This window comes from Kitasatospora sp. NPDC091276 (genome assembly GCF_040684355.1).
Classification (GTDB): domain Bacteria; phylum Actinomycetota; class Actinomycetes; order Streptomycetales; family Streptomycetaceae; genus Kitasatospora.
Window position 1 is genome coordinate 16,030 of the sequence record NZ_JBFBFU010000038.1, and the last position, 25,072, is coordinate 41,101.

Annotated in this window: 19 protein-coding genes; 4 read left to right on the top strand and 15 right to left on the bottom strand. The window is 74.7% G+C overall.

The annotated features are described in order from the left end of the window. Positions 1-80: 80 nt before the first annotated feature. Positions 81-1,493, top strand: a complete 1,413-nt coding sequence (locus tag AB0O19_RS33330) for an APC family permease (RefSeq protein WP_363624933.1) — start codon at positions 81-83, stop codon at positions 1,491-1,493. 70 nt (positions 1,494-1,563) lie between these two features. Here AB0O19_RS33330 and AB0O19_RS33335 read toward each other — a convergent pair whose 3' ends face one another. From AB0O19_RS33335 to AB0O19_RS33360, 6 genes are all read right to left on the bottom strand, one after another. Next, positions 1,564-2,802: a hypothetical protein gene (locus AB0O19_RS33335; RefSeq protein ID WP_363624935.1), complete on the bottom strand. Its 1,239-nt coding sequence runs from the start codon at positions 2,800-2,802 to the stop codon at positions 1,564-1,566. Between the two features lie 79 nt (positions 2,803-2,881). Then, complete coding sequence (locus tag AB0O19_RS33340) at positions 2,882-3,424, bottom strand: SigE family RNA polymerase sigma factor (protein ID WP_363624937.1); 543 nt, start codon at positions 3,422-3,424, stop codon at positions 2,882-2,884. A gap of 133 nt (positions 3,425-3,557) precedes the next feature. Continuing rightward, positions 3,558-4,790: a type VII secretion-associated serine protease mycosin gene (gene mycP / locus AB0O19_RS33345; RefSeq protein ID WP_363624939.1), complete on the bottom strand. Its 1,233-nt coding sequence runs from the start codon at positions 4,788-4,790 to the stop codon at positions 3,558-3,560. A gap of 100 nt (positions 4,791-4,890) precedes the next feature. Then, positions 4,891-5,187 carry a WXG100 family type VII secretion target gene (locus AB0O19_RS33350; protein WP_363586526.1) on the bottom strand — a complete coding sequence of 99 codons (297 nt, stop codon included), beginning with the start codon at positions 5,185-5,187 and terminating at the stop codon, positions 4,891-4,893. Between the two features lie 102 nt (positions 5,188-5,289). After that, positions 5,290-5,595: a WXG100 family type VII secretion target gene (locus tag AB0O19_RS33355; RefSeq protein WP_350885676.1), complete on the bottom strand. Its 306-nt coding sequence runs from the start codon at positions 5,593-5,595 to the stop codon at positions 5,290-5,292. 181 nt (positions 5,596-5,776) lie between these two features. After that, positions 5,777-7,510: a type VII secretion protein EccB gene (locus tag AB0O19_RS33360; protein ID WP_363624941.1), complete on the bottom strand. Its 1,734-nt coding sequence runs from the start codon at positions 7,508-7,510 to the stop codon at positions 5,777-5,779. A gap of 179 nt (positions 7,511-7,689) precedes the next feature. Here AB0O19_RS33360 and eccE point away from each other — a divergent pair, with 179 nt between their 5' ends. The 3 genes from eccE (at position 7,690) to AB0O19_RS33375 (ending at position 12,137) form a co-directional block, all read left to right on the top strand. Next, complete coding sequence (gene eccE / locus AB0O19_RS33365) at positions 7,690-9,120, top strand: type VII secretion protein EccE (protein ID WP_363624943.1); 1,431 nt, start codon at positions 7,690-7,692, stop codon at positions 9,118-9,120. Beyond that, positions 9,120-9,887 (top strand): hypothetical protein, encoded by a 768-nt coding sequence (locus tag AB0O19_RS33370; RefSeq protein ID WP_363624945.1) that lies wholly within the window; start codon positions 9,120-9,122, stop codon positions 9,885-9,887. The genes eccE and AB0O19_RS33370 overlap by 1 nt, the downstream gene beginning before the upstream one ends. Positions 9,888-10,016: 129 nt before the next feature. Then, on the top strand, positions 10,017-12,137 hold the full coding sequence (locus AB0O19_RS33375) for a MinD/ParA family protein (protein WP_363624947.1): 2,121 nt from the start codon (positions 10,017-10,019) through the stop codon (positions 12,135-12,137). A 55-nt stretch (positions 12,138-12,192) separates the two neighbouring features. Here the strand turns inward: AB0O19_RS33375 and AB0O19_RS33380 are convergent, their stop codons facing one another. The 9 genes from AB0O19_RS33380 to nusA all read right to left on the bottom strand — a co-directional run bounded on the left by AB0O19_RS33380 (position 12,193) and on the right by nusA (position 25,045). Continuing rightward, the gene (locus AB0O19_RS33380; protein ID WP_363586521.1) at positions 12,193-13,137 is read right to left on the bottom strand and encodes a bifunctional riboflavin kinase/FAD synthetase; all 945 of its coding nucleotides are present in this window, start codon (positions 13,135-13,137) and stop codon (positions 12,193-12,195) included. A gap of 65 nt (positions 13,138-13,202) precedes the next feature. Then, on the bottom strand, positions 13,203-16,832 hold the full coding sequence (locus AB0O19_RS33385) for a serine protease (RefSeq protein WP_363624949.1): 3,630 nt from the start codon (positions 16,830-16,832) through the stop codon (positions 13,203-13,205). A gap of 295 nt (positions 16,833-17,127) precedes the next feature. After that, positions 17,128-18,057, bottom strand: a complete 930-nt coding sequence (truB, locus tag AB0O19_RS33390; protein WP_363624951.1) for a tRNA pseudouridine(55) synthase TruB — start codon at positions 18,055-18,057, stop codon at positions 17,128-17,130. Between the two features lie 34 nt (positions 18,058-18,091). Continuing rightward, the gene (locus AB0O19_RS33395; RefSeq protein ID WP_363586518.1) at positions 18,092-19,195 is read right to left on the bottom strand and encodes a bifunctional oligoribonuclease/PAP phosphatase NrnA; all 1,104 of its coding nucleotides are present in this window, start codon (positions 19,193-19,195) and stop codon (positions 18,092-18,094) included. A 2-nt stretch (positions 19,196-19,197) separates the two neighbouring features. Next, positions 19,198-19,638 (bottom strand): 30S ribosome-binding factor RbfA, encoded by a 441-nt coding sequence (gene rbfA / locus AB0O19_RS33400; RefSeq protein ID WP_350885658.1) that lies wholly within the window; start codon positions 19,636-19,638, stop codon positions 19,198-19,200. Between the two features lie 153 nt (positions 19,639-19,791). Beyond that, on the bottom strand, positions 19,792-20,088 hold the full coding sequence (locus AB0O19_RS33405; protein WP_063347622.1) for a DUF503 domain-containing protein: 297 nt from the start codon (positions 20,086-20,088) through the stop codon (positions 19,792-19,794). Between the two features lie 168 nt (positions 20,089-20,256). Continuing rightward, on the bottom strand, positions 20,257-23,391 hold the full coding sequence (infB, locus tag AB0O19_RS33410) for a translation initiation factor IF-2 (protein WP_363624953.1): 3,135 nt from the start codon (positions 23,389-23,391) through the stop codon (positions 20,257-20,259). 249 nt (positions 23,392-23,640) lie between these two features. Continuing rightward, positions 23,641-23,889: a YlxR family protein gene (locus AB0O19_RS33415; RefSeq protein WP_063347625.1), complete on the bottom strand. Its 249-nt coding sequence runs from the start codon at positions 23,887-23,889 to the stop codon at positions 23,641-23,643. A gap of 145 nt (positions 23,890-24,034) precedes the next feature. Beyond that, the gene (nusA, locus tag AB0O19_RS33420; RefSeq protein WP_063347626.1) at positions 24,035-25,045 is read right to left on the bottom strand and encodes a transcription termination factor NusA; all 1,011 of its coding nucleotides are present in this window, start codon (positions 25,043-25,045) and stop codon (positions 24,035-24,037) included. Between the last annotated feature and the right edge of the window lie 27 nt (positions 25,046-25,072).

Below are 25,072 nucleotides of genomic sequence, written 5' to 3' on the forward strand. Positions count from 1 at the left end.
CACCAGAACCCCGAGCAGACAGCCAGCGGAGGCGATACCGCTCCCACCCACAGGACCGCACAGAGCCGATCGGAAGCCACATGACCGACACGCTTCGCCCGCCACGCGCCGCGACCCCCGCGACGGCCGACACCGCCGTCGCCGCCGCGCCCCAGCAACTCAAGCGCTCGATCGGCGTGGTGGGCGGCACCCTGCTCACACTGTCCTGCGTCACCCCGGCCTCCACGCTCTTCGTGATCGTCCCGGAGCTGTTCTCCAGCATCGGCAGCGCCACCGCCCTGGCCATCGCCATCGGCACCGTGCTGTGCGTCGCCGTCGCGTTCTGCTACTCCGAGCTCGGCACCCTGATCCCCAGCGCCGGCGGCGAGTACGCGATGGTCGGCACCCTCGCCGGGCGGCTGGCCGGCTGGCTGGTCTTCGTGCTCTCGCTGATCGTCGTGATGATCGTCCCCTCGGTCATCGCCCTCGGCACCGCCGACTACCTCGCCCCCGTGCTGCACCTCGACAAGGCCATGACCGGCGCCGCCGTGATGCTCGCCGCCACCCTGGCCGGCCTGCTCGACCTGCGCGCCAACGCCTGGCTCACCGGCGTCTTCCTGGTGCTGGAGGTCATCGCGGCCGGCGTCGTCTCCGTGCTCGGGTTCTCCCACGCCAACGGCGACGCCCCCAGCCTGCTGCACGGCGTGGTCACCGGGGACGGCGGCGCCACCACCACGGTGAGCATCGGCGCCATCGTCGGCGCGCTCGGCATCGCCCTGTTCATCACCCAGGGCTTCTCCACCGCCGTCTACCTCTCCGAGGAGCTGGAGAACCCCCGCCGCAACGTCTCGCGCACCGTGCTGTGGACGCTCGGCATCTCCTCCGCCGTCATCCTGGTCCCGGTCGTCGCCATCACCATGGGCGCCCCCGACCTCCAGACCCTGAGCTCCGGCGACATCTCCGGCATGGTCACCGCCTGGAGCAACTCCGCGGTCGGCACCTTCATCAGCCTCTGCGTCGCGCTGGCGATCATCAACGCCGGCATCGTCATGGTCATCCAGAACTCCCGGGTGCTGTTCGCCTCCGCCCGCGACAAGGCCTGGCCCGAGCCGGTCAACAAGGCCTTCGGCACCCTCGGCCGGTTCGGCTCCCCGTGGGTCGCCACCCTGGCCGTCGGCCTGCCCGGCGCCGCGCTCTGCTTCGTCAAGGGCGCACTGCTCAGCAACATCACCGGCGTCGCCGTCACCGGGATGTACCTGCTGGTCGCGATCGCCGCGCTGCTCTCCCGCCGCGCCCACCACAAGCACGCCGCCGCCTGGCGGATGCCGCTGTGGCCGGCCGTCCCGGTGGTGCTGATCGCCGTCCTCGTCTACGTGATGACCCAGCTGGACACCGAGCCCCTGCTGTGGACCGGCGGCATCACCGCCGCCGCCACCCTCTACTGGCTGTTCTACCTGCGCCCCCGCCAGGACACCCGCTGGGTGATCAGCCTCCCCGAGGACCAGCAGCCCTGACCCCCACCCCTCCCCCACACGGCAGTGCCCCGGGCTCCCCCTCGCCCGGGGCACTGCCACGTCCGCACCGCTACTTCTTCAGCTTCCACACCGGCGCGGTGGCGATCGCCTTCAGCTGGTCGTTGCTCAGCGCCGGGGTGCTGCGGGTCGCCGGGGTCTGCTGGGTGCCGCTGTTGAACGCGCTGATCACCACCCGCAGGCCGTCCGCGTGCAGGGTGTCGACGGTCCACATGCCCGGGTTGGAGCCCCGCTTGCCGACCACCACCCTGGTGCCGTCCGGCTGTGCCCGGGCACTGCCGAACAGCTCCTCCTTGGTCTTGTCGTCGCGGGACCAGTCCTGCACGTTGATCTCCACCATGGACTTGCCCTTGCCGTCGTCGACCACGAAGTTCGCGTAGCCAGGCTGTCCCCCGGTCTCCGTCTCGGTCAGCCCGGACGGCAGCAGCTTGGCGACGATCGCCAGGATCTCGTCCTTGCCGTACTCCTTGCCGTTGTCCGGCCCCGGCTCCGGCCGCGGCTCGGGGAACTTGGCGATGATCCCGTCCCAGGCCTTGTCGGTGACGACCGCCCTCAGCTGCTCCGGCGACAGCGGCGGCGTCCGGCGGCTGTCCGGTGCGCCCTTCTCCGCCTCGGCGTTCCACTCCGTCAGCTCGATCACGCGGCCGTCGGCGCCGCCCAGCCAGGCGGACCACCTCTTGGTGCCGGCCTGCTTGTTCGGGTACTCGTAGCCCTGGAACAGGGTCAGCTTGCCTCCGCCCGGCAGGCCCGCGCTGGTGCAGGCGTCGTACGGGACGAGCTTCCGGTCCGGGCAGCCGTTCTCCGTCAGGACCGGGCTGCCGGCCCCGACCCGGTTGACCGAGACCGCCATCGCGGCCCTGCCCCGACCGTCGTCGAAGACCAGCGTGCCGCCCTGGCGTTGGCCGGCGTTCTCGTCGCTGGTCCGGCCGCCCGGCAGCAGGCCCCGCAGGGTGGCCAGCACCTCCTCGCCGGTGACCTCGCCCGGCTCCGCGGAGGAGGCCGCCGCGACCGGGGCCGCCGAGCCGCTCCCGCTGCCGCCGGCGGTGCTCGGGGCGGCCGCGGGCACCGCACTCGGGCGCGGCGAGGAGCCGGTGAGGTACACCGCGCCGGTCCCCACCAGGGCCAGCGCGGCCGCGCCGCCCACCACCGCGGCGGTCGAGCGGCGGCGCCAGCGTCGGCGTCCGCGCTGGTACCCGCCCGCGAGCAGGTCGGACGGCTCGGTGCGGAAGCCCTCGCCCGTACGGGTGAGGGCGTAGAGAAGATCGTCCTCGAACTTGTCCGGTTCGGACATGGGTGGTCACCGTCTCCTTGCATCACGAAATTGCGTCACGGGTTGCGTCACGGGTTGCGTCACGGACTACGAGCAGTGGTCAGCGGGCGGCGAGCTCGGCCAGCGAGTCGCCGAGCAGGCCGCGCAGCCGGGCCAGCGCCCGGGTGGTGCGGGTGCGGACCGCCCCCGGGGAGGAGCGCAGCACCTCGGCGGTCTCCGCGACGCTGCGGTCCTCCCAGTAGCGCAGCACCAGGACGGCGCGGTCCTTGGGCGGCATCCGGCCGAGGGCGTCGAGCAGGGTCATCCGCAGCGCGCCGTCCGCCTCCCGCGCCTCCGACTCGGGCACGGCCCCGATGGGGCGCTCGGTGCTGGAGCGGCGGCGCTGCTGGGCGAGGAAGGTGCGCACCATCACCGTGTGGGTGTAGGCGGCCGGGTTGTCGATCCGGTTCCGGCCGCCGGTCCAGGCGCTGCGCCGCCAGAGCACGTACATCCGACTGAGGGCCTCCTGGACGAGGTCCTCGGCGTAGTGGGTGTCGCCGCTGGTCAGCAGGCAAGCCGAGCGGTACAGGTGGCCGGTGCGGCCGGACACCAGCTCCAGGAACCCGGCGTCCTCGGCCTCCCGGCCCGCCCCGATCCACCCCATGCCCGCCGCTCCCCCGTGTCCGTGCTCCCCGACACTTCTTGGATGCGGTGAGCGGCCCACGACGTTACAGCCGTTCCGGAGGATTCTTCCGCGCACCCCCCCCCAGGCACCGGTCGGGTGCTGCGCACACGGATCAGTCGGCGGACCTGCGGCGCAGGTCGCGCAGGACGACGCCGCCGCCGATGAGCAGCGCGACCAGCAGCGCCCCGATGCCGAGGACGTACGTCGCGGTGCGGCCGTCGCGGTCGGCCTGGGTCTCGCCGAGGCCGACCGGCCGGGGCACGATCGGGGCGGCGGCCAGTCGGACGGGGGCGTCCGGGGTGGCGGTGAACGGCGCGCTCTCGGGGGCCTTGGTGACGGCTCTGACCGGGTCGACCACGCCCCAGCCGATGAACCGGTCCGGATCGCGCTGGGTGCGCTGGGCGGTCTGCTCGATCCAGGCCCGCACCTGGGCCGGCTTCCAGTTCGGGTGGGCGCCGACCAGCAGCGCGACGAGCCCGGACACGTACGGGGCGGAGAAGCTGGTGCCGTTGTCGACGCACTGGCCGCCCCTGGGGACGGTGGAGAGCATGTCGACGCCGGGTGCGGCGACCTTCACGAAGGAGCCGTACTGGGAGAACGGGGCGCGCTCGTTGTTGCGGTCGGAGGCGCCGACGGCGAGCACGGTCGGGAACGCGCCGGGGTAGGTGTCACCCTCCTTGCCGTCGTTGCCGGTGGAGGCGACCACCACGACGCCGCTGTCCTCGGCGGCCTGGACGGCGGCCTTCAGCTCCTGGTACCCGCCGAAGCCGGCGGCGCCGGCACCGCGGACGTCCTGGGAGATGTTGATGACCTTGGCCTTGGCCCTGACCGCCTCGTTGACGGCCTGGACCAGGGTGGAGACGTCGCCGTTGCCGTCGCTGTCGTTCTGGCGGATCGACAGGACGGTGGCGTCGGGGGCGAGCCCGACGAAGCCCGTCCGGTCGTAACGGCGGGCGGCGATGATGCCGGCCACCTTGGTGCCGTGGCCGACCGGGTCCTCCTTGGAACTGCCCGGGACCTTCTCCTTGGTCTCCCGGTTCACCACCAGGTTGGAGCCCTCCAGGACCTTGCCGGCCAGCTGCGGGTTCTGGTCGTCCACGCCGGTGTCGATGACCGCGACGGTCACCCCCGCGCCGGTGGTCCGACCGCCCTGCCACAGCTCGTCCAGCAGCAGGCGCTGCAGCGACCACGGCACGGTCGGCACGTCGGGCGCGTTCTTCGGGCAGTCGCCCGCGGCGGCCAGCCCTGGTCCGCTGTCCGCGTGCGCCGGGGCGGCGAGCGGGCCGCCCAGCACGGCGAGCGCGGCCAGTGCCGCGGCCGCCTTCCGGTACCCGCGTCCGGACACCCTGCCACCCCTCATGTCGTCCACCCGTGCCGCGCGCCGAAGGGCGGGTGCCCGGAGTCCGAGCACCCGCCCCCTCACGTTCCCGCTGGGGAACGCGTGGTCAGCTGTTCCCCCACAGCTTGGCGTTGTTGTTCTCGGTCGTCCGGTAGCTCTGCGCGGCGCCGTCCAGCGAGGAGGCGATCTGCGTGCAGACCTTCTGCAGGTCGGCGGCGCGCGCGTCCCACTGGGTCTGGTGGGCCTGGTAGCCCTGCTGGGCCGCGCCCTGCCAGCTGGACGCGATGCGGTTGACGTCGCCCTTGAGGTCGTTCAGCAGGTGGTCGATGCGACCGGCCGAGGCGCGCACTTCCTCGGCCGCGTGGTGGACGGTCTCGAAGTTGACGAGGATGTGGTCGGACACGATGTCTCCCTTGACGAGGATGCGGAGCACCCCGCGCTCAGCCGCGGGCGCCCCACCGAGCGGAAGGTCGGAACAGAACGGTGATCAGCGCGGTGCGGCTGATCAGCCCTGGGCGTTGGAGAACAGCGCCTTCTGCTCTTCCTCGGTGCTCGCGTAGTGCTTGGTGGTCAGCTCGATCGCGTGCTGGATCGCGGTCAGCGACTCCTTCAGCTTCGCGATGTCGGTGTTGACCTGGTCCTGCAAGGCCTTGTAGGCGTTCGCCGCCTGGCCCTGCCAGCCGCCGGTGATGCCATCGACCGTGCTGATGAGCTTCTGCCGCTCAGCCTCGATCTTCCCGATCGCGTCCTCGATCCGCTTGGCGAAAGCCAGCATCTCCTGAGCCGTCATCGTGAACTGACCCTGAGCCATGCTCCACCATCCCCCATGAGACAGACATTGCGTGTACGGAGGGCAGCGCGGCCCGACCGTCCCATCACCCTAGTGATGTCCAGGAGCACTGTAGTCGGCACACGCAGCTCACCCAACACCGAACTCGGCGCAGTTACCAGACCATGACACTGAGGCCAATTCCGTTGCCGGGCTTGGTCGATCATGCGTTCTGCGGCTGGGCGGCACTCTTCGCCGTCAGCGGCGGGCCGGCCGGGACGAGGTCCGACCACTCGTGCGGCACCGGGAGCGGCTGGAGCTCCTTGTAGCCCAACCGGGCCTGGTTGGCGCCCGATTCGTCCTGCGGCGGCTGCTGGTCCGGCGTGGTGGCGCCCGGCTGCGGGGTGGGCGTCTTCGGGGCGCCGCCCTGGCCCGGCTGCGCGCCCTGGCCCGGCTGTCCGCCCGCACCCGGCTGCGCGCTCTGGCCCGGCTGCGCGCCGGGCGGGGTGGTGACGCCGCGACCACCGTCGCCGTTGGCCGGCACCGAGTAGCGCAGACCGGTCTCGGTGATCAGGAAGTCGGTGCCGGAGCCGCCCGCCGCGTTGTCCAGCGCGCGGTAGAAGAGGCCGTGCCCGGGCGTCACGTACGCGGCGCCCGCGCCGTTGTTGTACGGCGCCGGGTAGGACGTCCCGGCCCAGACGCTGCGCCGGGGCGTGCGGCCGTCCTCGGCGACGCCGTCGAAGGTGCTGCACACGACCAGGCGCGCGTCCTGCCGGTCCTGCCAGTTGTTGGCCGGCGCACCGGACTTCAGCGGCCAGTCGTCCCCGGTGCTCGGCAGCCGGACGTCGTTGCCGAGCTTGGCGTGGTCGGCCGGGGTCATCTCGTCGCTGCGCGGCCGCGTGTCGCCGTCGTACTTGTAGAGGTCCTGGTAGTCCGGGTTCTGCCGGATCAGCTCCGCCTGGAACGGCGTCACCAGGTAGAGCCGGTCCTTGCCGACCACGTAGTGGCGGTCCTGGTAGTGCACCAGCCGGCCGATCCGGCGGTCGGCCTGGTTGCCCAGCTCCACCGAGGAGTTGGGGTTCGGGCTGTCCGCCACCCCGTCGACCTTCGGGAAGGTGATCGGGCTGCCGGTCACCAGGGTGTCCAGCCACTCGCGCTTGACGCGCTGCGGCACCGCGTTGGGCCCGAAGACCGCGGTGATCAGCGACTTGCGCTCCTTGTCGTCCGCCTGCGGCGAGCCGATGCCGTGCTTGCGGCCCTGCGCGTCGACCAGGAACACCTTCGCGTCACCCGGCCTGGCCGCGGGCTGGCCCGGCGCCGGCTGCGCGGAGACCTGCTGCTCGTCCGCCTGCTGCACCAGCAGCAGCTGGTCCTGGCCGAGCATCCGGTCCTTGCCCGCCAGCGCCGCCGCGTCCGGGCCCGCCGCCACGAACACCGCCTGGTTGACGGTCTCCTGCTTGTCGTCCGAGCCCGGGCGGTCGCAGACCGACCACTTCATCGGCTTGTCCGCGTTGTCCCTCGTCGGCAGCTTGTCCGGCGCGTACGGGATGCCGATCGTCGGGCCGTGGTTGGGGTAGCTGTCGAGCACCCCGTCGTCGACCACCACCACCTTGGCATCGGCCGGCAGCACCAGCCGCGCCGAGGACATGTTGAGCACCTGGTGCAGCCGCTTGGTCCGGCCGTCCGGGTCGGTCAGCACCACGTACCGGGTGGTCGACTTCTTGCCCTGGACGACGTTCTTGCCGTCGTCCCAGTGCAGCGGCGCACTCGGCTTGAACACCCCCCACAACCCGAACCCGGCGACGATCACCGCCCCCGCCAGCACGCTCGGCAGCACCGCCTTCACCGGGCGCGGCGCGTCCTCGTCGCTGCCGCCGCCACCGGGCAGCAGGAACGCCCCCACCGTGCGCTTGCGGGCGAAGGTGTACGCGTTCAGCTCGTCCCGGCGCGATGCCATCCTCGTCGTCCCCCTCGTCAGACACTGTCGGACCGGCCTGCACCGCCCCCCGCACCCGCCGGGCGGGAACCCGTACGAACCCTCTACGATGCGGCAGCAGACGGTGAGTACGGTACGGGTACGGTCCGCGCACCGGCCAGCCGGGCCGCGGCAACTGATCAGAGAGGGTCACCCGGGGGATGCCAAGCCAGACCGCTCCAGGACGCCGCGGACCGGCAACGGGCGGGAGGTCGCGCCGCTCCGGCCGGGCGCAGCGCGGCGGCCCCGCGTCCGGGACCGCGCCCGGGCAGCCACTGCCGCCCGCCGGCGAGAGCAGCGGCCGTGACGAAGGCGGTCGCGGGCCCGTCCTGCTCCGGATCAACCCCCGGCCCGGGCTGCTCGGCGGCCGGCTGAGGCTCCAACAGCTCGTCCTGGTCGAGGTCGCGGCCGCGCTGGCCGCGGTGGGCTGGACGATCAGCCGGCCGGTCGCCGCCGGCTTCGGCGCGGTCTCGCTGGTCCTGGTGGTGCTCGCCGTGATCCCGCTGCGCGGCCGGACCATCCCCGAACTGCTACGGGTGCGCGCCGCCCTCAAGTCCCGCCGCCGGCGGGCCCGCGGCACGCTGCCGCCGGCCGGCACCGACCCGGCGCTGGCCCCCGCCCTGGAACTCGAACCGGCGCTGCGCACCTGCACCCACGCCACCGAGGCCGACCTGGGCGGCCGCCCGGTCCGCCGGGAGACGGGCATGGTCGGCGACGGCACCTTCCTCAGCTCGGTGCTGCTCGTCCAGGCCAAGGACCAGCCGCTGCGTCCGGTGCGCACCGCGCTGCCGCTGCCCCTGGACGTCATCTGCTCGGCGCTCCAGGTCGACGACATCACCCTGGAGTCGGTGCAGCTCGTCCAGCACACCCAGCCGGCCCCGGCCCCGCACCTGCCCGAGCAGTCGCTGGCCGCCCGCGCCTACCGGGAGCTGCCGGACGGCACCGCCACCCCCGGGCTGCGGCTGACCTGGGTGGCGCTCAAGCTCGACCCGGAGCGCGCCGCGGCCGCCGTCCGGGCCCGCGGCGGCGGCGAGGAGGGCGCCCGCAAGGCGCTGCAACGGGTGACCGACCAGCTGGCCGGGCGGCTCAACAGCGCCGGGTTCAACGCGACCGTGCTGGACGAGCGCGAGCTGATCGCCGCGCTGGCCATCTCCACCTGCGCCAACCCGCTCGCGGTGGCCGGGCGCCAGGGCACCGGCAGCGGCGGCGGCACCACCCGCCGCACCCAGGAGGGCAGCCGGTTCTGGCGGATCGACGACCGCTGGCACAGCACCTACTGGATCTCCCGCTGGCCGCAGCTCAGCCGCCCCGGCGGCTCGCCCGGCCGGATCGCCGCGCCCGACCTGGTCAACCTGGTCACCGGCTCCCCCGCGCTGGCCAGCACCTTCAGCCTGACCGCCGGGCGCGGCACCGGCGGCTCGGTGACCGTCAGCGGGCACCTGCGGGTGACCGGGCGCAGCGAGAGCGAGGTGACGCAGGTCGGCCGCCAGGTGGAGGCGCGGGCGCAGGGCGCCGGACTCGGCCTGGTCCGGCTCGACCTGGAGCAGGCCCCCGGGGTGCTCGCCACCCTGCCGCTGGGAGGAGCGTCCTGATGGCGTACCAGACCTATCCGGCCCCCGGCCCGCAGCACGGCGCCGAACGGCCCCGGGCGCGGTCCCGGATCCTGCCCGGCTTCGGGCTGCGCGGCCCGCGCCGGGAGAAGCACGTGCTCGACGCCGCGGACCTCGGGGCGCTGGCCTTCCCGGTCGGCGACGACGGCGTGGTGATCGGCGTCGACCCGCAGGGGCTGCCCGCGGTGCTCGGCCTGTTCCGGCCCAGCGCGTACGACCTGGTGCTGGTCGGCGGCGTGTGGACGGCGCAGGTCATCGCGCTGCGGGCGGCCGCGATCGGCGCCCGGGTCGCGGTGGAGACCGCGCGCGGGCAGCTGTGGGGCCCGCTGGCGCAGGCCGCGGGCGGCGGGCAGCCGTGCGTGACGGTCCACCAGGTCGGCCGACTCGGCCCGCAGGGCGCCTCGGTGGCCTCGCCGGTCCTGGTGGTGCGCGACCTCGGCGCCCGCCCGCCGCGCAGCCGGCTCTCCGCCGCGCCCTGGCAGACCACCCTGACCCTGCTGCCGTACCTGGGCCCGAACGCGGCCCGGGTGCTCAACGCGGCCGACCTGGTGGGCGTGCAGCGGGTCTCCCCGCAGGAGGCGGAGCTGACCGGCCGGGTGCTGTCGCTCCCGCCGGAGGACGTCGCCTCGCTGCCCACCCTCGGCGACGACCTCACGCTGTGGGCCACCCGGATGCGGCGCCAGTACGTGCGGGCCGTGGCCGGGCAGGCCGAGCAGCAGGTTCTCGGCGGTCCGCGCCGGATGGACTGAGCGGCGGCGCCGGGCCCGGGGGGCCGCTCCGGATCCGACGCCGCCTTCAACGGGGGTTGCCGCACGGCCTAGTCTTTGATGCGGCAACGGCACCGCTGAACAAGCGGCGGCGAACACGAGGGAGCCCTAGTGAGCAGCGATCGGGACGGCGTCTACGTCGGCGACAACGCGGCAGAGGACGACGACGACTGGTCCGACGCGCCCGACTACACTCCCCCGTCCTGGTACGTGCAGACGGACGCCTCGGCGGCCCCGGCGGTGCAGGCTCCGACGGCCCCGGCCCCGGCCCCGGCCGTGCAGGCTCCGACGACGGCGCAGGCTCCGCAGGCCGCCGCTCCGGCGCCGGTGCCCGCCCAGGCTCCGGCCCCGACGCCGGCTCAGGCGCCCGTTCCCGCGCAGCCCGTACCCGCGCCGCCCGTGCCGCCCGCACAACCCGTCCAGGCCGAGGCGCAGCACGTCCCGTTCCCGGCGTCCGCCCCTGCCCAGACCCCCGCCCCCGCGTTCGAGCAGCGACCGGCCGTCGCCCCGGGCTGGCCGGCGGAGGTCCCGGCGCAGCCGCAGCCCGCCCCGGCCCCGCCGCAGACGTACCCGCAGCCGTACCCGCAGACGTCCGCGCAGCACCTGCCCCCGCAGCAGCCGCTGCCGCCGCAGGACGCGCAGTCCGCCGCCGCGTGGGCCGCCCAGCAGGCCGCCGCCCAGCCGCAGCCCGCACAGCCGCAGCAGCCGGCCCCGCAGGCCGCGCCGGTGGATCCGCGCCAGGGCGGCTGGCCGCAGCCCCCCGCCTACCCGCAGTCGGCCCAGCCCCAGCCGCACGAGTACCAGCCGTTGCTGCCGGGCTCGCCGCACGAGCAGTCCGGCGGGGTGCAGCCGTGGCCGCCGCAGAGCGCCGTCGCACCGCCGCCGGTCGCGTTCCCGCATTCCGCCGCCCCGCAGCCGCCCGTGGCGCACGGTGCGCCACTCGGCTACACCGCCGCGGTCGAGCTGTCCTCGGACCGGCTGCTGCGCAGCCAGCCCAAGCAGCAGCGCCAGCAGCCGCGGTTCCAGTTCGGCGGCAAGGCGGCGGCCGCCGAGAAGTCGCGCAAGCTGGAGATCATCCGCACCCCGGTGCTGAGCTGCTACCGGATCGCCGTGATCAGCCTCAAGGGCGGGGTCGGCAAGACCACGACCACCACCGCGCTCGGCGCGACCCTGGCCAGCGAGCGCCAGGACAAGGTGATCGCGATCGACGCCAACCCGGACGCCGGCACCCTGGGCCGCCGGGTCAAGCGCCAGACCGGCGCGACCATCCGCGACCTGGTGACGGCCATCCCGCACCTGCGCAGCTACATGGACATCCGTCAGTTCACCTCGCAGGACCTCAACTCGGGCCTGGAGATCCTGGCGAACGACGTCGACCCGGCGGTCTCGACCACGTTCAACGACTCGGACTACCGCCAGGTCATCGACGTGCTGGGCCGCCAGTACCCGATCGTCCTGACCGACTCCGGCACCGGCCTGCTGTACAGCGCGATGCGCGGGGTGCTGGACCTCGCCGACCAGCTGATCATCGTCTCCACCCCCAGCGTGGACGGCGCCTCCAGTGCCTCGACCACCCTGGACTGGCTCTCCGCGCACGGCTACGCGGACCTGGTGCAGCGCAGCATCACGGTGGTCTCCGGGGTGCGCGAGACCAGCAAGCTGATCAAGGTCGAGGACATCGTCGCGCACTTCCAGACCCGCTGCCGCGGGGTGATCGTGGTGCCGTTCGACGAGAGCCTGGCGGCCGGCGCCGAGGTCAACCTCGACATGATGCGGCCCAAGGTCCGCGAGGCCTACTTCGAGCTGGCCACCCTGGTCGGCGAGGACATCGTCCGGGCCCAGCAGGCCGCCGCCCAGCAGTCCGGGTGGCAGCAGCAGGCGCAGGCCACGCCGTACCCGCCGCAGCCACAACCGCAGCCACAGCCGTATCCGGGTCAGGCCGGTCAGGCCGCTCAGCCCGCCCCCGGGGCGCCGTGGGCGCCGCAGCCCGGCCAGGCCCCGCCGCCGCCCCCCGGCTACGGCTACCCGCAGCAGCCGCCCGCCCCCACGGCCTGGCCGCAGCCGGGCGCCCAGCAGCAGCCGGCCCCGCAGCCGGGCCCGGGCTACGGCTACCCGCCCGCCCAGGGCCAGCCGCCGCAGCCCGCCCCGCCGTCCCCGCCCGCCTCGCCGTCCCCGCCGGACGGCTACCAGCCGCCGCCCGGCTACGGCCACCCGCCGCAGCCCCCGCAGTGACGCCGAAGGGCCCGCCGACCAGGTCGGCGGGCCCTTCCCCGTGCTGCGGCAGTGCTCAGACGCCGTCGGTCAGCTCGCGGGCCTGCTTGACGTCGTCGGCCATCCGGTCGAGCAGCGCGTCGATGGAGTCGAACTTCTCCATCCCGCGCAGGTAGGCCAGGAAGTCCACGGCCACGTGCAGCCCGTACAGGTCCAGTCCGACCCGGTCGATGGCGTACGCCTCGACGGTGCGGGCGGTGCCGTCGAAGGTCGGGTTGGTACCGACCGAGATGGCGGCGGGCATGCGCTCGCCGTCGGCGGTCAGCCAGCCCGCGTACACGCCGTCGGCCGGGATCGCGCTGTGCGGCACGGTCTCGACGTTGGCGGTGGGGTAGCCGAGCTCGCGGCCGCGCTGCGCTCCGCGCACCACCACGCCCTCGACCCGGTGCGGGCGGCCCAGCACCTCGCCGGCGCCGGCCATGTCGCCGGTCTCGACCAGCCGCCGGGTCAGGGTGGAGGAGAACGGCTCGCCGGCCCCGGCGGCGCCGCTCACCTGGAGGTCGACCACCTCGACGTCGAAGCCGGCCGAGCGGCCCAGCTCGGTGAGCAGCGCGACGTCCCCGGCGGCCCGGTGCCCGAAGCGGAAGTTGGGGCCCTCGATGACGGCCCGGGCGTGCAGGGCGTCGACCAGGACCTGCTGGACGAAGGTCTCCGGCGACTCCTGGGACAGCTCCGGGGTGAACGGCAGCACCAGCACCGCGTCCACGCCGAGGCCCGCGATCAGCTCGGCGCGGCGCGCCTGCGGGGCGAGCAGCGGCGGGTGGCTGCCCGGGCGGATGACCTCGCGCGGGTGCGGGTCGAAGGTCACCACCACCGCGGGGAGGCCGAGTTCGCGGGCCCGCTCGACCGCCCGACCGATGATCAGCTGATGCCCGCGGTGCACCCCGTCGAACGAGCCGATGGTGACGACGCTGCGTCCCCAGTCAGCGGGGATCTCCTCCAGGCCACGCCAGCGCTGCACCCTGACCGCTCCTTGTTCCGTACGGCGCGTACCCTCTGTACGCTCAAACGCTCAAACCCGAACCCCTATAGCGTGCCATGCGCCTGCTCCTGCTCCGGCACCGGAATACGGGTTGGGCGCACCGGCGGGTGCGCGGCGCGCCCGGGCACGGTCCGCTCCGCCTCGGCGGCCGCGTACTGCGGGTCGCGGCCGGCCGCCGCCAGGGCCCGCATCCGGGCCAGCCGGGGACCGTCCGGCGCGGTCGGGGCGGCGTCCCGCGGCCACTGGGCGAGCAGCTGCGCGAACGCCGCCGAGCGGCCGGCGCAGCGCACCAGCAGTTCGTCCGCGCCCGGCAGGCCGGGGGTCGCCCGGGCCAGCACCGCGCGGGCCCGGGCCGGGTTCTCGGCCGCGCAGTGCTCGGCCAGCCGTTCCACGGCCGCGGTCAGCACCGCCGGGTCGGTCTCGATGGCGAGCAGGGTGTCCAGCAGTTCGCAGCGCAGCGCGTCCGCCGCCGGGTCGGCCACCGGGACGGACAGCACCTGGGCGAACGGCCGCCGCACGCCCGCCGTCCGGGCGGCCAGCGCGCCGCCGAGCAGCACCCGCAGCTCCAGCCGGGCGGCCGGGCCGCCGGTCGCGGCGCGCTCCAGGCGGCGGCCCAGGTAGTCGACGGCGACCGGGCCGGCCAGGGCCGGGTGCTCGCGCAGCAGCCGGGCGGCCAGTTCGGCGCCCCGCCGGGTGGCCACCGGGGTGCGGGCGTCGGCGAGCACCCGCAGGGTCTCGGCGGCGGCCGCGCCGGGGGACGCCAGCCGGTCGGCGAGCGCGGCCAGGACGGGTTCCGGGTCGCTCTCCAGGGCGGGGGCCAGCGCCCTGGGGGTGAGGAAGGCGTCGCCGCCCGCCCGGTGCAGGGACAGCGCGGCGGGGAGGTGCTCGGCCCTGGTCGCCGGGTCGCCGACCAGCAGGGCGAGGGCGGCGCCGTGCAGGCCCGGTTCGTCCTCGCGGGCGAGCAGGGTCAGCGCGGTGAAACGCAGCAGTCCGGCGGCGGCGCCGACGGCGTGCGGGGCGGCGTGCAGGGCGTGCACGGCGGCGGCGACGTGCCGCTCGGGCCGCCCGTCGTGGCTCCAGCGGTCCACCGCCCGGCAGAGCGCGGAAGGCTCCTCGGTGGCGAGCACGGTGAGCAGTGCGTCCGCCCTCGGGTGCGCGGCGTCGGCCAGGGCGTCGGCCAACTCGTCCAGGGCGAGCCGGCGGTGGGCGTGCAGCAGGTCGTGGGCGAGGTCGGCGACGGTGTGCCCGGGGCGGCCGGGCAGGCCGCGCGGATCGTCGAACCAGGCGCAGAGCAGCGGGAACACCGCGACGGGGTCGGCGCGCAGCCGTTCGGCCACCGCGCCGAGGAACGGCTGCCCGGGCCCGTCGGCGGCCACCAGGCGGCGCAGCAGCGCGAGTTCGGCCTCGGCGGGCAGGCCGAGGCCGGTCCAGAACGCCGGGCCGAACGCGCCGAGCCCGTCCGCCGGGAGCGCGTCCAACCCGCCCTCGGCGACCGCCCGTTCGGCGATCCGACCGGCCAACTGGTCGAGCAGCGCCCGGTGTTCGGCCGGATCGGGGCTGGCGGCCAGCCCGGCGGCGAGCAGCCGGCCCGCCCACCAGGCCGGTTCGCTGCCGGGCGGGCGCAGGTCCAGGGCGCGCCAGAGCCGGTGCAGCCACGGGTCCAGGGCGGGTGCGCCCCAGGTCTCGGCCAGTCGGCGCAGCGCGGCGGCGACCGGGCCGATCCGGTGCCGGGGGACGCCGCGCGGGGAGCCCTCCGCAGGCGCGCCCTCCAGCCCGTTCGCGGGTGAGGAGGGCGTGTCCGCGGCCTCGCCGAGCAGCAGCCCCAGCGCGGCGTCCAGGTCCAGGTGCAGGCCCTGCAGCCAGTCCGCGAACTCCCCGTGCGCGAACCGGAATCCGGGCCCGGCCGGGACGAACAGGCCCTCGGCGAGGACGGCCGTGCCCCAGCCGCCGGCCGCCGGGAACAGCTCCTCGAAGGCGGCCCGGCCCAGGCCGCCCGGCCCGGCGCCGAGCATCCGCCGGGCCGCCTCGTGCACCCGTCCGGCCACCGCGGCCGCCAGCCGCCGCACCCGCCCGTGGGAGGGCCCGGCCGGGCGGGCGGAACTCCGGCGGTGGGCGCCCGGGCGGCGCTGCCGGCCGTCCTCGACCAGCCGCCCGGCCACCCGCAGGCAGCGCAGGTCCAGGTAGGCGGCGAACAGTTCGCCCCGGCGGGCCGGCTCCCCGCGCAGGCCCTCCGCCCACAGCTCGCCGGCCAGCCGGACGGCCAGCGGGTGCCGCGCGTCGGCGTCGGCCGGCCAGCCCGGCGGCAGCCCGTAGCGGCGGCGCACCCGCTCGGCCGCCTCGGCGGGGAGCGGGCCGAGCCGGTGCCCGGCGAGGCTGGGGGCGCCCGGGCCGCCGCCGTCCATCCGGACGGTGGGGGCGCTGGCCAGGTCGCCGCCCGGCTCCGGCGGGTTCGGGTACCGGACGTGGCCGGAGCCGCTGCCCCACTTCTCGGCCGCCAGCCGCACCCAGGCCTCCTCGCCGCAGGCGGTCAGCAGCCGCGCCCCGCAGCCGGTCAGCCAGTCCCCCGCGCCGCGCAGCCAGCGCGGGTCCAGCGGCGCCGGGGCCTCCTCGGGGCCGTCCAGGACCACCAGCAGCGGCCGCCCGGCCGCCGCGCACAGCGCCGCCACCGGTTCCGGCGCGGGCGCCGGGATGCCCAGCTCGGCCGCGACGGCGGCCAGCGCCCGTTCCACCGGGGCGGCGAGCGAGCGGTCCTCGGCGCGCAGGTCGGCGCCGCGCAGCCAGAGGGTGGGCAGCGGCCGGGCGCCGCCGGCGCGGCGGGCGGCGAGGGCGGCGAGTTCGGTGGAGCGCCCGCTGCCGGGGGCGCCGACCAGGGCGGTGACGGTGGCCTGCGGCTCGTCCCCGGCCAGTCCGTCGGGCCGGTCGACCCGGTCGGCGGCGAGCCCGGCGACCCGGCCCGGGCCGGCCCCGGCGGCGGCCAGCTGGGCCGCGGTCAGCCGCAGCACGCCGGCCAGGTTGAGCGCGGGCCCGTAGCCGGGCACGGCCGCGCCGTTGCGCGCCAGCAGTTCGGCCAGCGCCGGCGCGACCGCGACCGCGCCGCCGCCGGCCGGCACCGCCGGGAGCGCGCCGCCGTGCTGCGGCCCGCGCAGCGCGGGCACGGCCAGGGCCACCACGGCGCCGCTGCGGGCGTCCAGCACCGGCGAACCGGCCGGCACCGCGACGCCGGCGACCACCGGCGGGTCGAGCAGCAGCACCCCGCCGACCCCGCCGCACCCGGCACCGGCGGCACCGGCGGCACCGAGCAGACCGCAGCGCAGCGCCACCACCCGCCCGTCCTCGCCGGCCAGCGCGGGCAGCAGCACCGCGCGCCCGGCCCCGAGGGCCGCGACGGGCAGCGGCGGCACGGGCAGCCCGCCGACCGCGTCGGTGCGCAGCAGGGCGAGCCCGTGCTCGGGCAGCGGCAGTACGGCGTCCGGGCCCAGCACCCTGGTCTGCCCGCCGGGGGTGTGCAGGACGATCCGGTCCAGGCCGGTGACGCTCTCGTGGGCGGTGAGGACGGTGCCCTGCGGGTCGGCGACGAACCCTAAGCCGTGCAGTCGCCCGTTGAGGTCGCGGATCCGCAGCAGGTACCGCCCCGGATCTCCCGCCACGCCGTCGCCGTCCAGGAATCCCGGCATTCGCACTGCCCTCCCCGCAGGCCGGACGGCCCGGGGGCGGGCTCGTCACGGCGACCTGCTCGCCGCCGGGGAGCCTGCCCGCCCGGGAGGCGGCCCCACCGCGCCTGCGCCGCTCACCACGGGCGTTCACCTCGCGCGCTCCCCCGGGCGGGTGACCCCTCCCTCGCCGGAACGAACCCCCGGACCTCGCCGGAACACCCCCTGAACGAGCGAAGCCCCTCCCGGGACGCCCCCCGAACGAGCGAAACCCCCGCCGGAAGACTCCCGACGGGGGTGACGCGTGCGCTGCGGGGAGTCAGCCGACGAAGACCGCGACCGGCTTCGCCTGCCCGCCCGTCTCCTCGACCAGCGCGAGGAAGCGCCCGTCCGGCCCGAACACCGCGATCGGCCCGTCCACGCCCAGCCCGGGCGCCTTGAGCCGGGCACCGTGCGACAGCTTCTCCGCCGCCGACTCGTCCAGGTCCCAGCGCGGGAAGGCGGCGGCCGCGGCCTCCCCGATCGGCAGCACCTGCAGCCCCGTCGGGGACTCGCCGGTGACCGCGGCCTCCAGCTGCTCCAGGGTGTGCGCCGACTCCACCGAGTACGGCCCGACCCTGGTGCGCCGCAGCGCGGTGAGGTGGCCGCCGACGCCGAGCCCGGCGCCCAGGTCACGGGCCAGCGCCCGGATGTAGGTGCCGGAGGAGCACTCGACGGTCACGTCCAGGTCGATCACCGGCGTGCCGTCCTCGGCGAGCGCCGCGCGCTGCCCGTGCACGGTGAAGGAGTGGATCGTGGTGGGCCGGGCCGCGAGCTCGAAGTCCTCGCCCTCGCGCACCCGCGCGTACGACCGCTTGCCGTCGATCTTGATCGCGCTGACCTTGGAGGGCACCTGCATGATCTCGCCGGTGAGCGCGGCGATCCCGGCGTCGATCGCCTCCCTGGTCACCCCGTCGGCCGGGGCGGACGCGGTGACCTCGCCCTCCCGGTCGTCGGTGACGGTGGTCTGGCCGAGCCGGACGGTCGCCTCGTACGTCTTGGCGGTGAGCATCAGGTGGCCGAGCAGCCGGGTGGCCCGCTCGACGCCGATCACCAGTACGCCGGTGGCCATCGGGTCGAGCGTGCCGGCGTGCCCGACCTTCCGCGTCCCGGCCAGCCATCGCAGCTTGGCGACGACCCCGTGGGAGGTGATGCCCTCGGGCTTGTCGACGATCACCAGGCCGTCCGGGCCGGTGCCTTTGCGCTTCATCAAGTTCTTTCTCTAAAAAGCGGTCAAGAGATGATCAACGTACCGGTCGCAGCGCGCTCCGGAACCGTTCGACCACCGCGGCCACGTCCTCCCGGGCGCTGAACCCGGCCGCGAAGACGTGCCCGCCGCCACCCAGCTCCGCGCAGGCGGCGGCGACGTCCACCGCGCCCTTGGAACGCGAGGAGCCCCGCAGCGTGCCGTCCGGGTCCTGCTTGAGCACCAGTGCCACCTCGGCCTCGGCCGGGCGGCGCAGGATGTCGATCAGCCCCTCGATCTCCTCGACCGTGACGCTGAACAGCACCAGGTCCTGGTACGGCACCCAGGTCCACACCAGGCCCAGCCCGCCGGCCGCGTCCGGCTCGTAGACGGCCCGGTCGAGCGCGCCCGCGAGCACCTTGAGGTAGCCGAAGGAGGAGGTGTCCCACAGCTGCCGGGAGATCAGGTCGTGCCGGATGCCGGTGGCCAGCAGCCGCCCGGCGAGTTCGTGGGTGGCGGGCGTGGTGGCCCGGTACTTGAACGAACCGGTGTCGGTGGCGACGCCGGTGTACAGGCAGGTGGCCAGGTCCTGGTCGAGTTCGACGCCGAGCCGGCGCAGCAGTTCGTCGACCAGGACGGCGGTGGCCGGCGCGGTCGGGTCGATCAGCTGGTGGGTGCCGAAGCCCGGATTGGAGGCGTGGTGGTCGATCACCACCAGCACCGGCGCGGCGAAGGCCTTGCCGTGCAGCAGGCCGAGCCGGCTCTCCGCGGCCACGTCGAAGCACAGCACCAGCTCGGGGACGTCCGGCACCTCGACGGCCGGCACGATCAGCTCCTGGCCGGGCAGGAAGGCCAACGACTCGGGCACGATCTGCGGGTCGTCGCCGAAGGAGACCCGCACCCGCTTGCCGAGCCCGCGCAGCGCCAGCGCGGCCGCCAGCGAGGAGCCCAGGGCGTCGCCGTCCGGGCAGATGTGGCAGATCAGGTCGATCGAACGGGCCCGCCCGATCTCCGCCACCACCTGCTGCCAGAGCAGCTCGAAACCGCTCTCCTCGGTGCGCGGCCCCGGGAGCGCCACGAGGGCGTCCTCCACCGTGCTGGTGGAAGACGCCCCCGTGGTCGAACCGGCTCGCGAGGCGGCCTTCGCCGGCTCACCCGCCATGACTACTCGTCCTCGTCGTCACGCTCGGCCGCCGGAACCTTGTACGGGTCCGCCTCGCCGGCGTAGGTCGCGCCCGCGGCGGTGGTGCGCACCGCCGCGTCGATGGCCTTGGCCCGGTCGAGCAGGTCGTCGATGTTCCGGGCGTTGTCCGGCAGCGCGTCCGCGACGAAGGTCAGCGTCGGGGTGAAGCGCACCCCGATCTTGCCGACCTCGGAGCGGATCACGCCCTTGGCGCTCTCCAGCGCGGCGGCCGTGGCCTCGCGCTCGGTCTCGTCGCCGAAGACGGTGTAGAAGACGGTGGCCTCGCGCAGGTCCCCGGTCACCCGGGTGTCGGTGATGGTCACGAACCCCAGTCGCGGGTCCTTGATCCGCCGCTCCAGGGTCTGGGCGACGACCACCTGGATGCGGTCGGCGAGCTTGCGCGCCCTTGCGGTGTCGGTCACGTTGCCTCCTCGTGCAGTGGGTCCGGCATTCGGGTGAGCTACGCACCCTTCGGGGCCCACGCCCCAAAGTACCGGCCCGCGCCCGGCCTTGCGGGCGCTCTGGGTCCTGATCCGTGTGAGAACGGCGACTTCCGCCGATCGTCTCCACGGCTCTCATTCGTCGTCGTCGTTGTGGTACCTCCTCCTCGCGGAGAGGAGCTGCACCTCGGGGCGGCCGGCGACCAACCGCTCACAGCTGTCCAGGATCTCGGTGACGTACCCGGCATCGCCGGCCACCACCGCGAGGCCGATCTCGGCCCTGCGGTGCAGATCCTGGTTCCCGGTCTCGGCAGCGCACACGCTGTACTTGCGCTGCAGTTCGGCCACGATGGGCCGCACGATCGAACGCTTCTCCTTGAGCGAGTGGACGTCGCCCAACAGCAGGTCGAAGGTGAGTGTTCCCACGAACATGTATGACAGGTCTCGCCGACCTGGAAGGCCTCGGGGGGGCAGCCCTGAACCGGGCTGCCGGTGCTACGTCTGAACGCTGCTGCATCTCGACTACCCCGGACCCTACACAGCGAGACCGGGGCCGGTCGACGGAAATACCACCCGTCGACCGGCCCCGGCTTTCACCGACTACGAACGCGGCTTCTCGCGCATCTCGTAGGTCTCGATGATGTCCTCGACCTTGATGTCGTTGAACGACCCCAGGGTGACACCGGCCTCGAAGCCCTCGCGGACCTCGGTCGCGTCGTCCTTGAAGCGGCGCAGACCCTCGATGGTGAGGCTCTCCGCCACGACCTTGCCGTCGCGGATGAGGCGGGCCTTGGCGTTGCGGCGCAGCAGGCCCTCGCGGACGATGACACCCGCGATGTTGCCGAACTTGGAGGAGCGGAACACCTCGCGGATCTCCGCGGAGCCGAGGCGCACCTCCTCGTACTCGGGCTTGAGCATGCCCTTGAGGGCGTTCTCGATCTCCTCGATCGCCTGGTAGATGACCGAGTAGTACCGGACGTCCACGCCTTCCTTGTCGGCCGCGGTACGCGCACGGCCTTCGGCGCGCACGTTGAAGCCGATGATGATGGCGTCCGAACCCATCGCCAGGTTGACGTCGGACTCGGTGATCGCACCCACACCGCGGTGCAGGATGCGGAGCTCGACCTCCTCGCCCACGTCCAGCTTGACGAGGGCGTCCTCGAGGGCCTCGACCGAACCGGAGACGTCACCCTTGATGATGAGGTTGAGCTGCTCGATCTCGCCGGCGGCGATGGCCTTGTCCAGGTCCTCCAGGGACACCCGGACCCGACGCTGCGCGAAGGCGGCGTTGCGGTCGCGGGCCGAGCGCTTCTCGGCGATCTGACGGGCGGTGCGGTCCTCGTCGACGACGATGAAGCTGTCGCCGGCGCGGGGCACCGAGGTCAGACCGAGCAGCAGCACCGGGCGGGACGGGCCGGCCTCGGCGAGGCTGTTGCCGTTCTCGTCCAGCATCGCGCGGACGCGGCCGTAGGCGTCGCCGACCACGATCGAGTCGCCGACGCGGAGGGTACCGCGCTGCACGAGCACGGTCGCCATGGCGCCGCGGCCCTTGTCGAGGTGGGCCTCGATGGCGATACCCTGCGCGTCCTGCTCGGGGTTGGCCCGCAGGTCGAGCGAGGCGTCCGCGGTGAGGACCACGGCCTCCAGCAGCTGCTCGATGTTGAGGCCCTGGCGCGCGGAGATGTCGACGAACATGGTGTCGCCGCCGTACTCCTCCGCCACCAGACCGAACTCGGTCAGCTGACCGCGGACCTTGGTCGGGTCGGCGCCCTCGACGTCGATCTTGTTGACGGCGACCACGATCGGCACACCCGCGGCCTTGGCGTGGTTCAGCGCCTCGACCGTCTGCGGCATGACACCGTCGTTGGCCGCGACCACCAGGATCGCGATGTCGGTGGACTTGGCACCACGGGCACGCATGGCGGAGAACGCCTCGTGACCCGGGGTGTCGAGGAAGGTGATCGGGCGCTGCTCGCCGTTCACCTCGGTGACGACCTGGTAGGCACCGATGTGCTGGGTGATGCCACCGGCCTCGCCGGCCACCACGTTGGACTTGCGGATGGCGTCCAGCAGGCGGGTCTTACCGTGGTCGACGTGACCCATGACGGTGACGACCGGCGGGCGCGGGGCCAGCTGGTCCTCGTCGCCCTCGTTCGCACCGAAGTCGATGTCGAACGACTCCAGCAGCTCGCGGTCCTCGTCGTCGCGGCTGACGATCTCCAGGATGAAGCCCATCTCGCCGGCCAGCAGCTCGAGGGTCGCGTCGGAGACCGACTGCGTCGCGGTGACCATCTCACCGAGGTTGAACATGACGGAGACGAGCGCGGCCGGGTTGGCGTTGATCTTCTCCGCGAAGTCCATCAGCGAGGCGCCGCTCGACAGGCGAACGGTCTGGCCGTTGCCGCGAGGCAGCATCACACCGCCGACGGACGGGGCCTGCATGGCCTCGTACTCCTGGCGCTTCGCCCGCTTCGACTTGCGGCCACGCGCCGGGCGACCGCCCGGGCCACGACCGAAGGCGCCCTGCGTGCCACCACGGGCACCCGGGCCGCCGGGACGACCACCGAAACCACCGGGACGCGGGCCGAAGCCGCCGCCACCACCGGGGGCACCGCCACCGGGACGCGGACCGCCGAAGCCGCCGCCACCGGCCGGACGCGAGCCCGGACCGGCCGGACGACCCTGGAAGCCCGGACGGGCGCCACCGGCACCCGGACCACCCGGACGGCCACCGGGGCCACCGGGGCCACGGCCGCCGGGGCCCGGACGCGGGCCCGGAGCCGGACGCTGCGGCATCATGCCCGGGTTCGGGCGCGGCATGCCGGACGGGGACGGGGCGCCGGGGCGCGGACCGGCCGGACGCGGCATGCCGTCGGGACGCGGACGGTCGCCACCGGGACGCGGGGCGCCACGGTCGGCGCCGGGAGCACCGGCGGGACGCGGACGGTCGCCACCGGGACGCGGGGCGCCACGGTCGGCACCGGGAGCACCGGCGGGACGCGGACGGTCGCCACCCGGACGCGGACGGTCGCCACCCGGGGCGCCCTGACCGGCCGGACGCGCACCCGGCGCGCCCTGACGGCGGTCGCCGGGGCGGGCCATACCGGTCGCGCTGCCCGAGGTGAACGGGTTGTTGCCCGGACGCGGACCGGCCGGACGCGGACCCGGACGGGCACCGCCGGCGGCGGGACCGGCCGGACGCGAGGCCTGCGGGGCCTGCGGAGCCTGCGAGGCCTGCGGAGCCTGACGCGGGGTGTCACCGGCCGGAGCCGGCGAGGAGAACTCGGCCGCGGGCGCGGCCGGGGCCGCCGGAGCGGCGGGACGCGCCGCCGGGCGCGGGCCCGGGGTCGGGCCACCCGCCGGCTTCGCGGCGGCGGGGGCCGCCGGGGCGGCGGGCGCGGCCTGGGCCGCAGGGGCCGCGGCCGGGGTGGGACGGGGACCAGGGGTCGCGCTGGGGCGCGGACCCGGGGTCGGAGCACCCGGCTTGGGTGCACCCGCGGCGGCGGAGCCACCCGCGGGCTGGGGCGCCGCGCTCTTGCGCGGGCCCGGCTTGGCAGCGGAACCACCACCGGTGGGGGCCACACCAAGCGCGTCAGTCAGCTTACGTACGACCGGCGCCTCAATCGTCGAGGACGCCGAACGGACGAACTCACCGAGCTCGGTGAGCTTGGCCATGACGGCCTTGCTCTCCAAGCCAAGTTCCTTGGCGAGTTCATAAACCCGGACCTTAGCCACTTCACTCCTGTCTATGAGTCCGGGGTGTCTCGTCCGCCGGACCGTCGCTACTTCATGGGCGTACCCATCGCGTACTCATCGCGTACTCATCGAGAGCTCATCGCAATCTCGACCTACTTCCACATCGCGAGGTACCTGACTGGTGGCACGGCACGCGGCTGCCCGCGAACCGTGCTTGTTGCGGTGGTTCTCCCGCCGCACTGAGCGGCGGCCGTTGCGGGCGTCGCCCCACCGGGCGGCCTGAGGGACTCAGGGCGCCGGGGTGTCGACGGTCCGCTCCCCGATGAACTCGCGGAGCCGCTCCGTGTCGAGCGTCCCCTGGAGGCGGAAGGCCCGGGGAAACGCCCGACGGCGGACCGCGAGGTCGAGGCAGGCCGGATCGGGGTGCAGGTGAGCGCCCCGGCCCGGCAGTGCGCCACGGGGGTCGGGGACGCAGACGCCCTCGACCGCCGTGACACGCAACAGCTGGTGCTTGGCCGCTCGCTTGCGGCAGCCCACGCAGGTGCGTTCCGGGCGTGCTCGGACGTGCGTCCGGCCAGACGAAGGCAAGTCTACCCCTCCGAAGGGACATGGCGCCGCCCCGCCGATCCCGGGCGGAACGGCGGGGGGCTTTGACGGGGCGAACGGCCGGTCAGCGCCGCGCTCAGCGGTCGGTGTCCCGACCGCCGTCCTCGGGCTGGCCCTCGGTGTCCGGCCGGATGTCGATCCGCCAGCCGGTGAGGCGGGCGGCGAGGCGGGCGTTCTGCCCCTCCTTGCCGATCGCCAGCGACAGCTGGTAGTCCGGCACGATCACCCGGGCGGAACGCTGGGCCAGGTCGACGATCTCCACGCTGGTCACCCGTGCGGGGGACAGCGCCGCGGCGACCATCTCCCGGGGGTCCTCCGACCAGTCGACGATGTCGATCTTCTCGCCGTGCAGTTCGCCCATCACCGCGCGCACCCGGCTGCCCATCGGGCCGATGCAGGCGCCCTTGGCGTTCAGCCCGGCCCGGCGCGACCAGACCGCGATCTTGGTGCGGTGGCCGGCCTCACGGGCGATCGCGGCGATCTCCACGCTGCCGTCCGCGATCTCCGGGACCTCCAGCGCGAACAGCTTCTTCACCAGGCTCGGGTGCGTCCGCGACAGCGTCACCGAGGCCCCGCGCACACCGCGGCGCACCGCCACGACGTAGCACTTCAGCCGGGTGCCGTGCCGGTAGTCCTCGCCCGGGACCTGCTCCTGCGGCGGCAGGATGGCCTCCAGCTTGCCGATGTCGACCAGCACGTTCTTCGGGTCGTTGCCCTGCTGGACGACACCGGTGACGATGTCGCCCTCCTTGCCCGCGTACTCGCCGAAGGTCTGGTCGTCGGCGGCGTCGCGCAGGCGCTGCATCATCACCTGGATGCCGATGCTGGACGCGATCCGGCCGAAGCCGTTCGGGGTGTCGTCGAACTCCTTGGGCTCGACGCCCTCGTCCAGCTCGGCCGGGTCCTCCGTCGCCCACACGGTGACGTGGCCGGACTTGCGGTCCAGGTGCACCCGGGCGCGGCGGCGCGAGCCCTCGGTGCGGTGGTACGCGGTGAGGAGGGCGGACTCGATGGACTCGACCAGCAGGTCGAAGGGGATGTTCTTCTCGTTGACCAGCGTGCGCAGGGCACTCATGTCGATGTCCACGGCTACGCCTCCTCGTCTTTCTTCGTC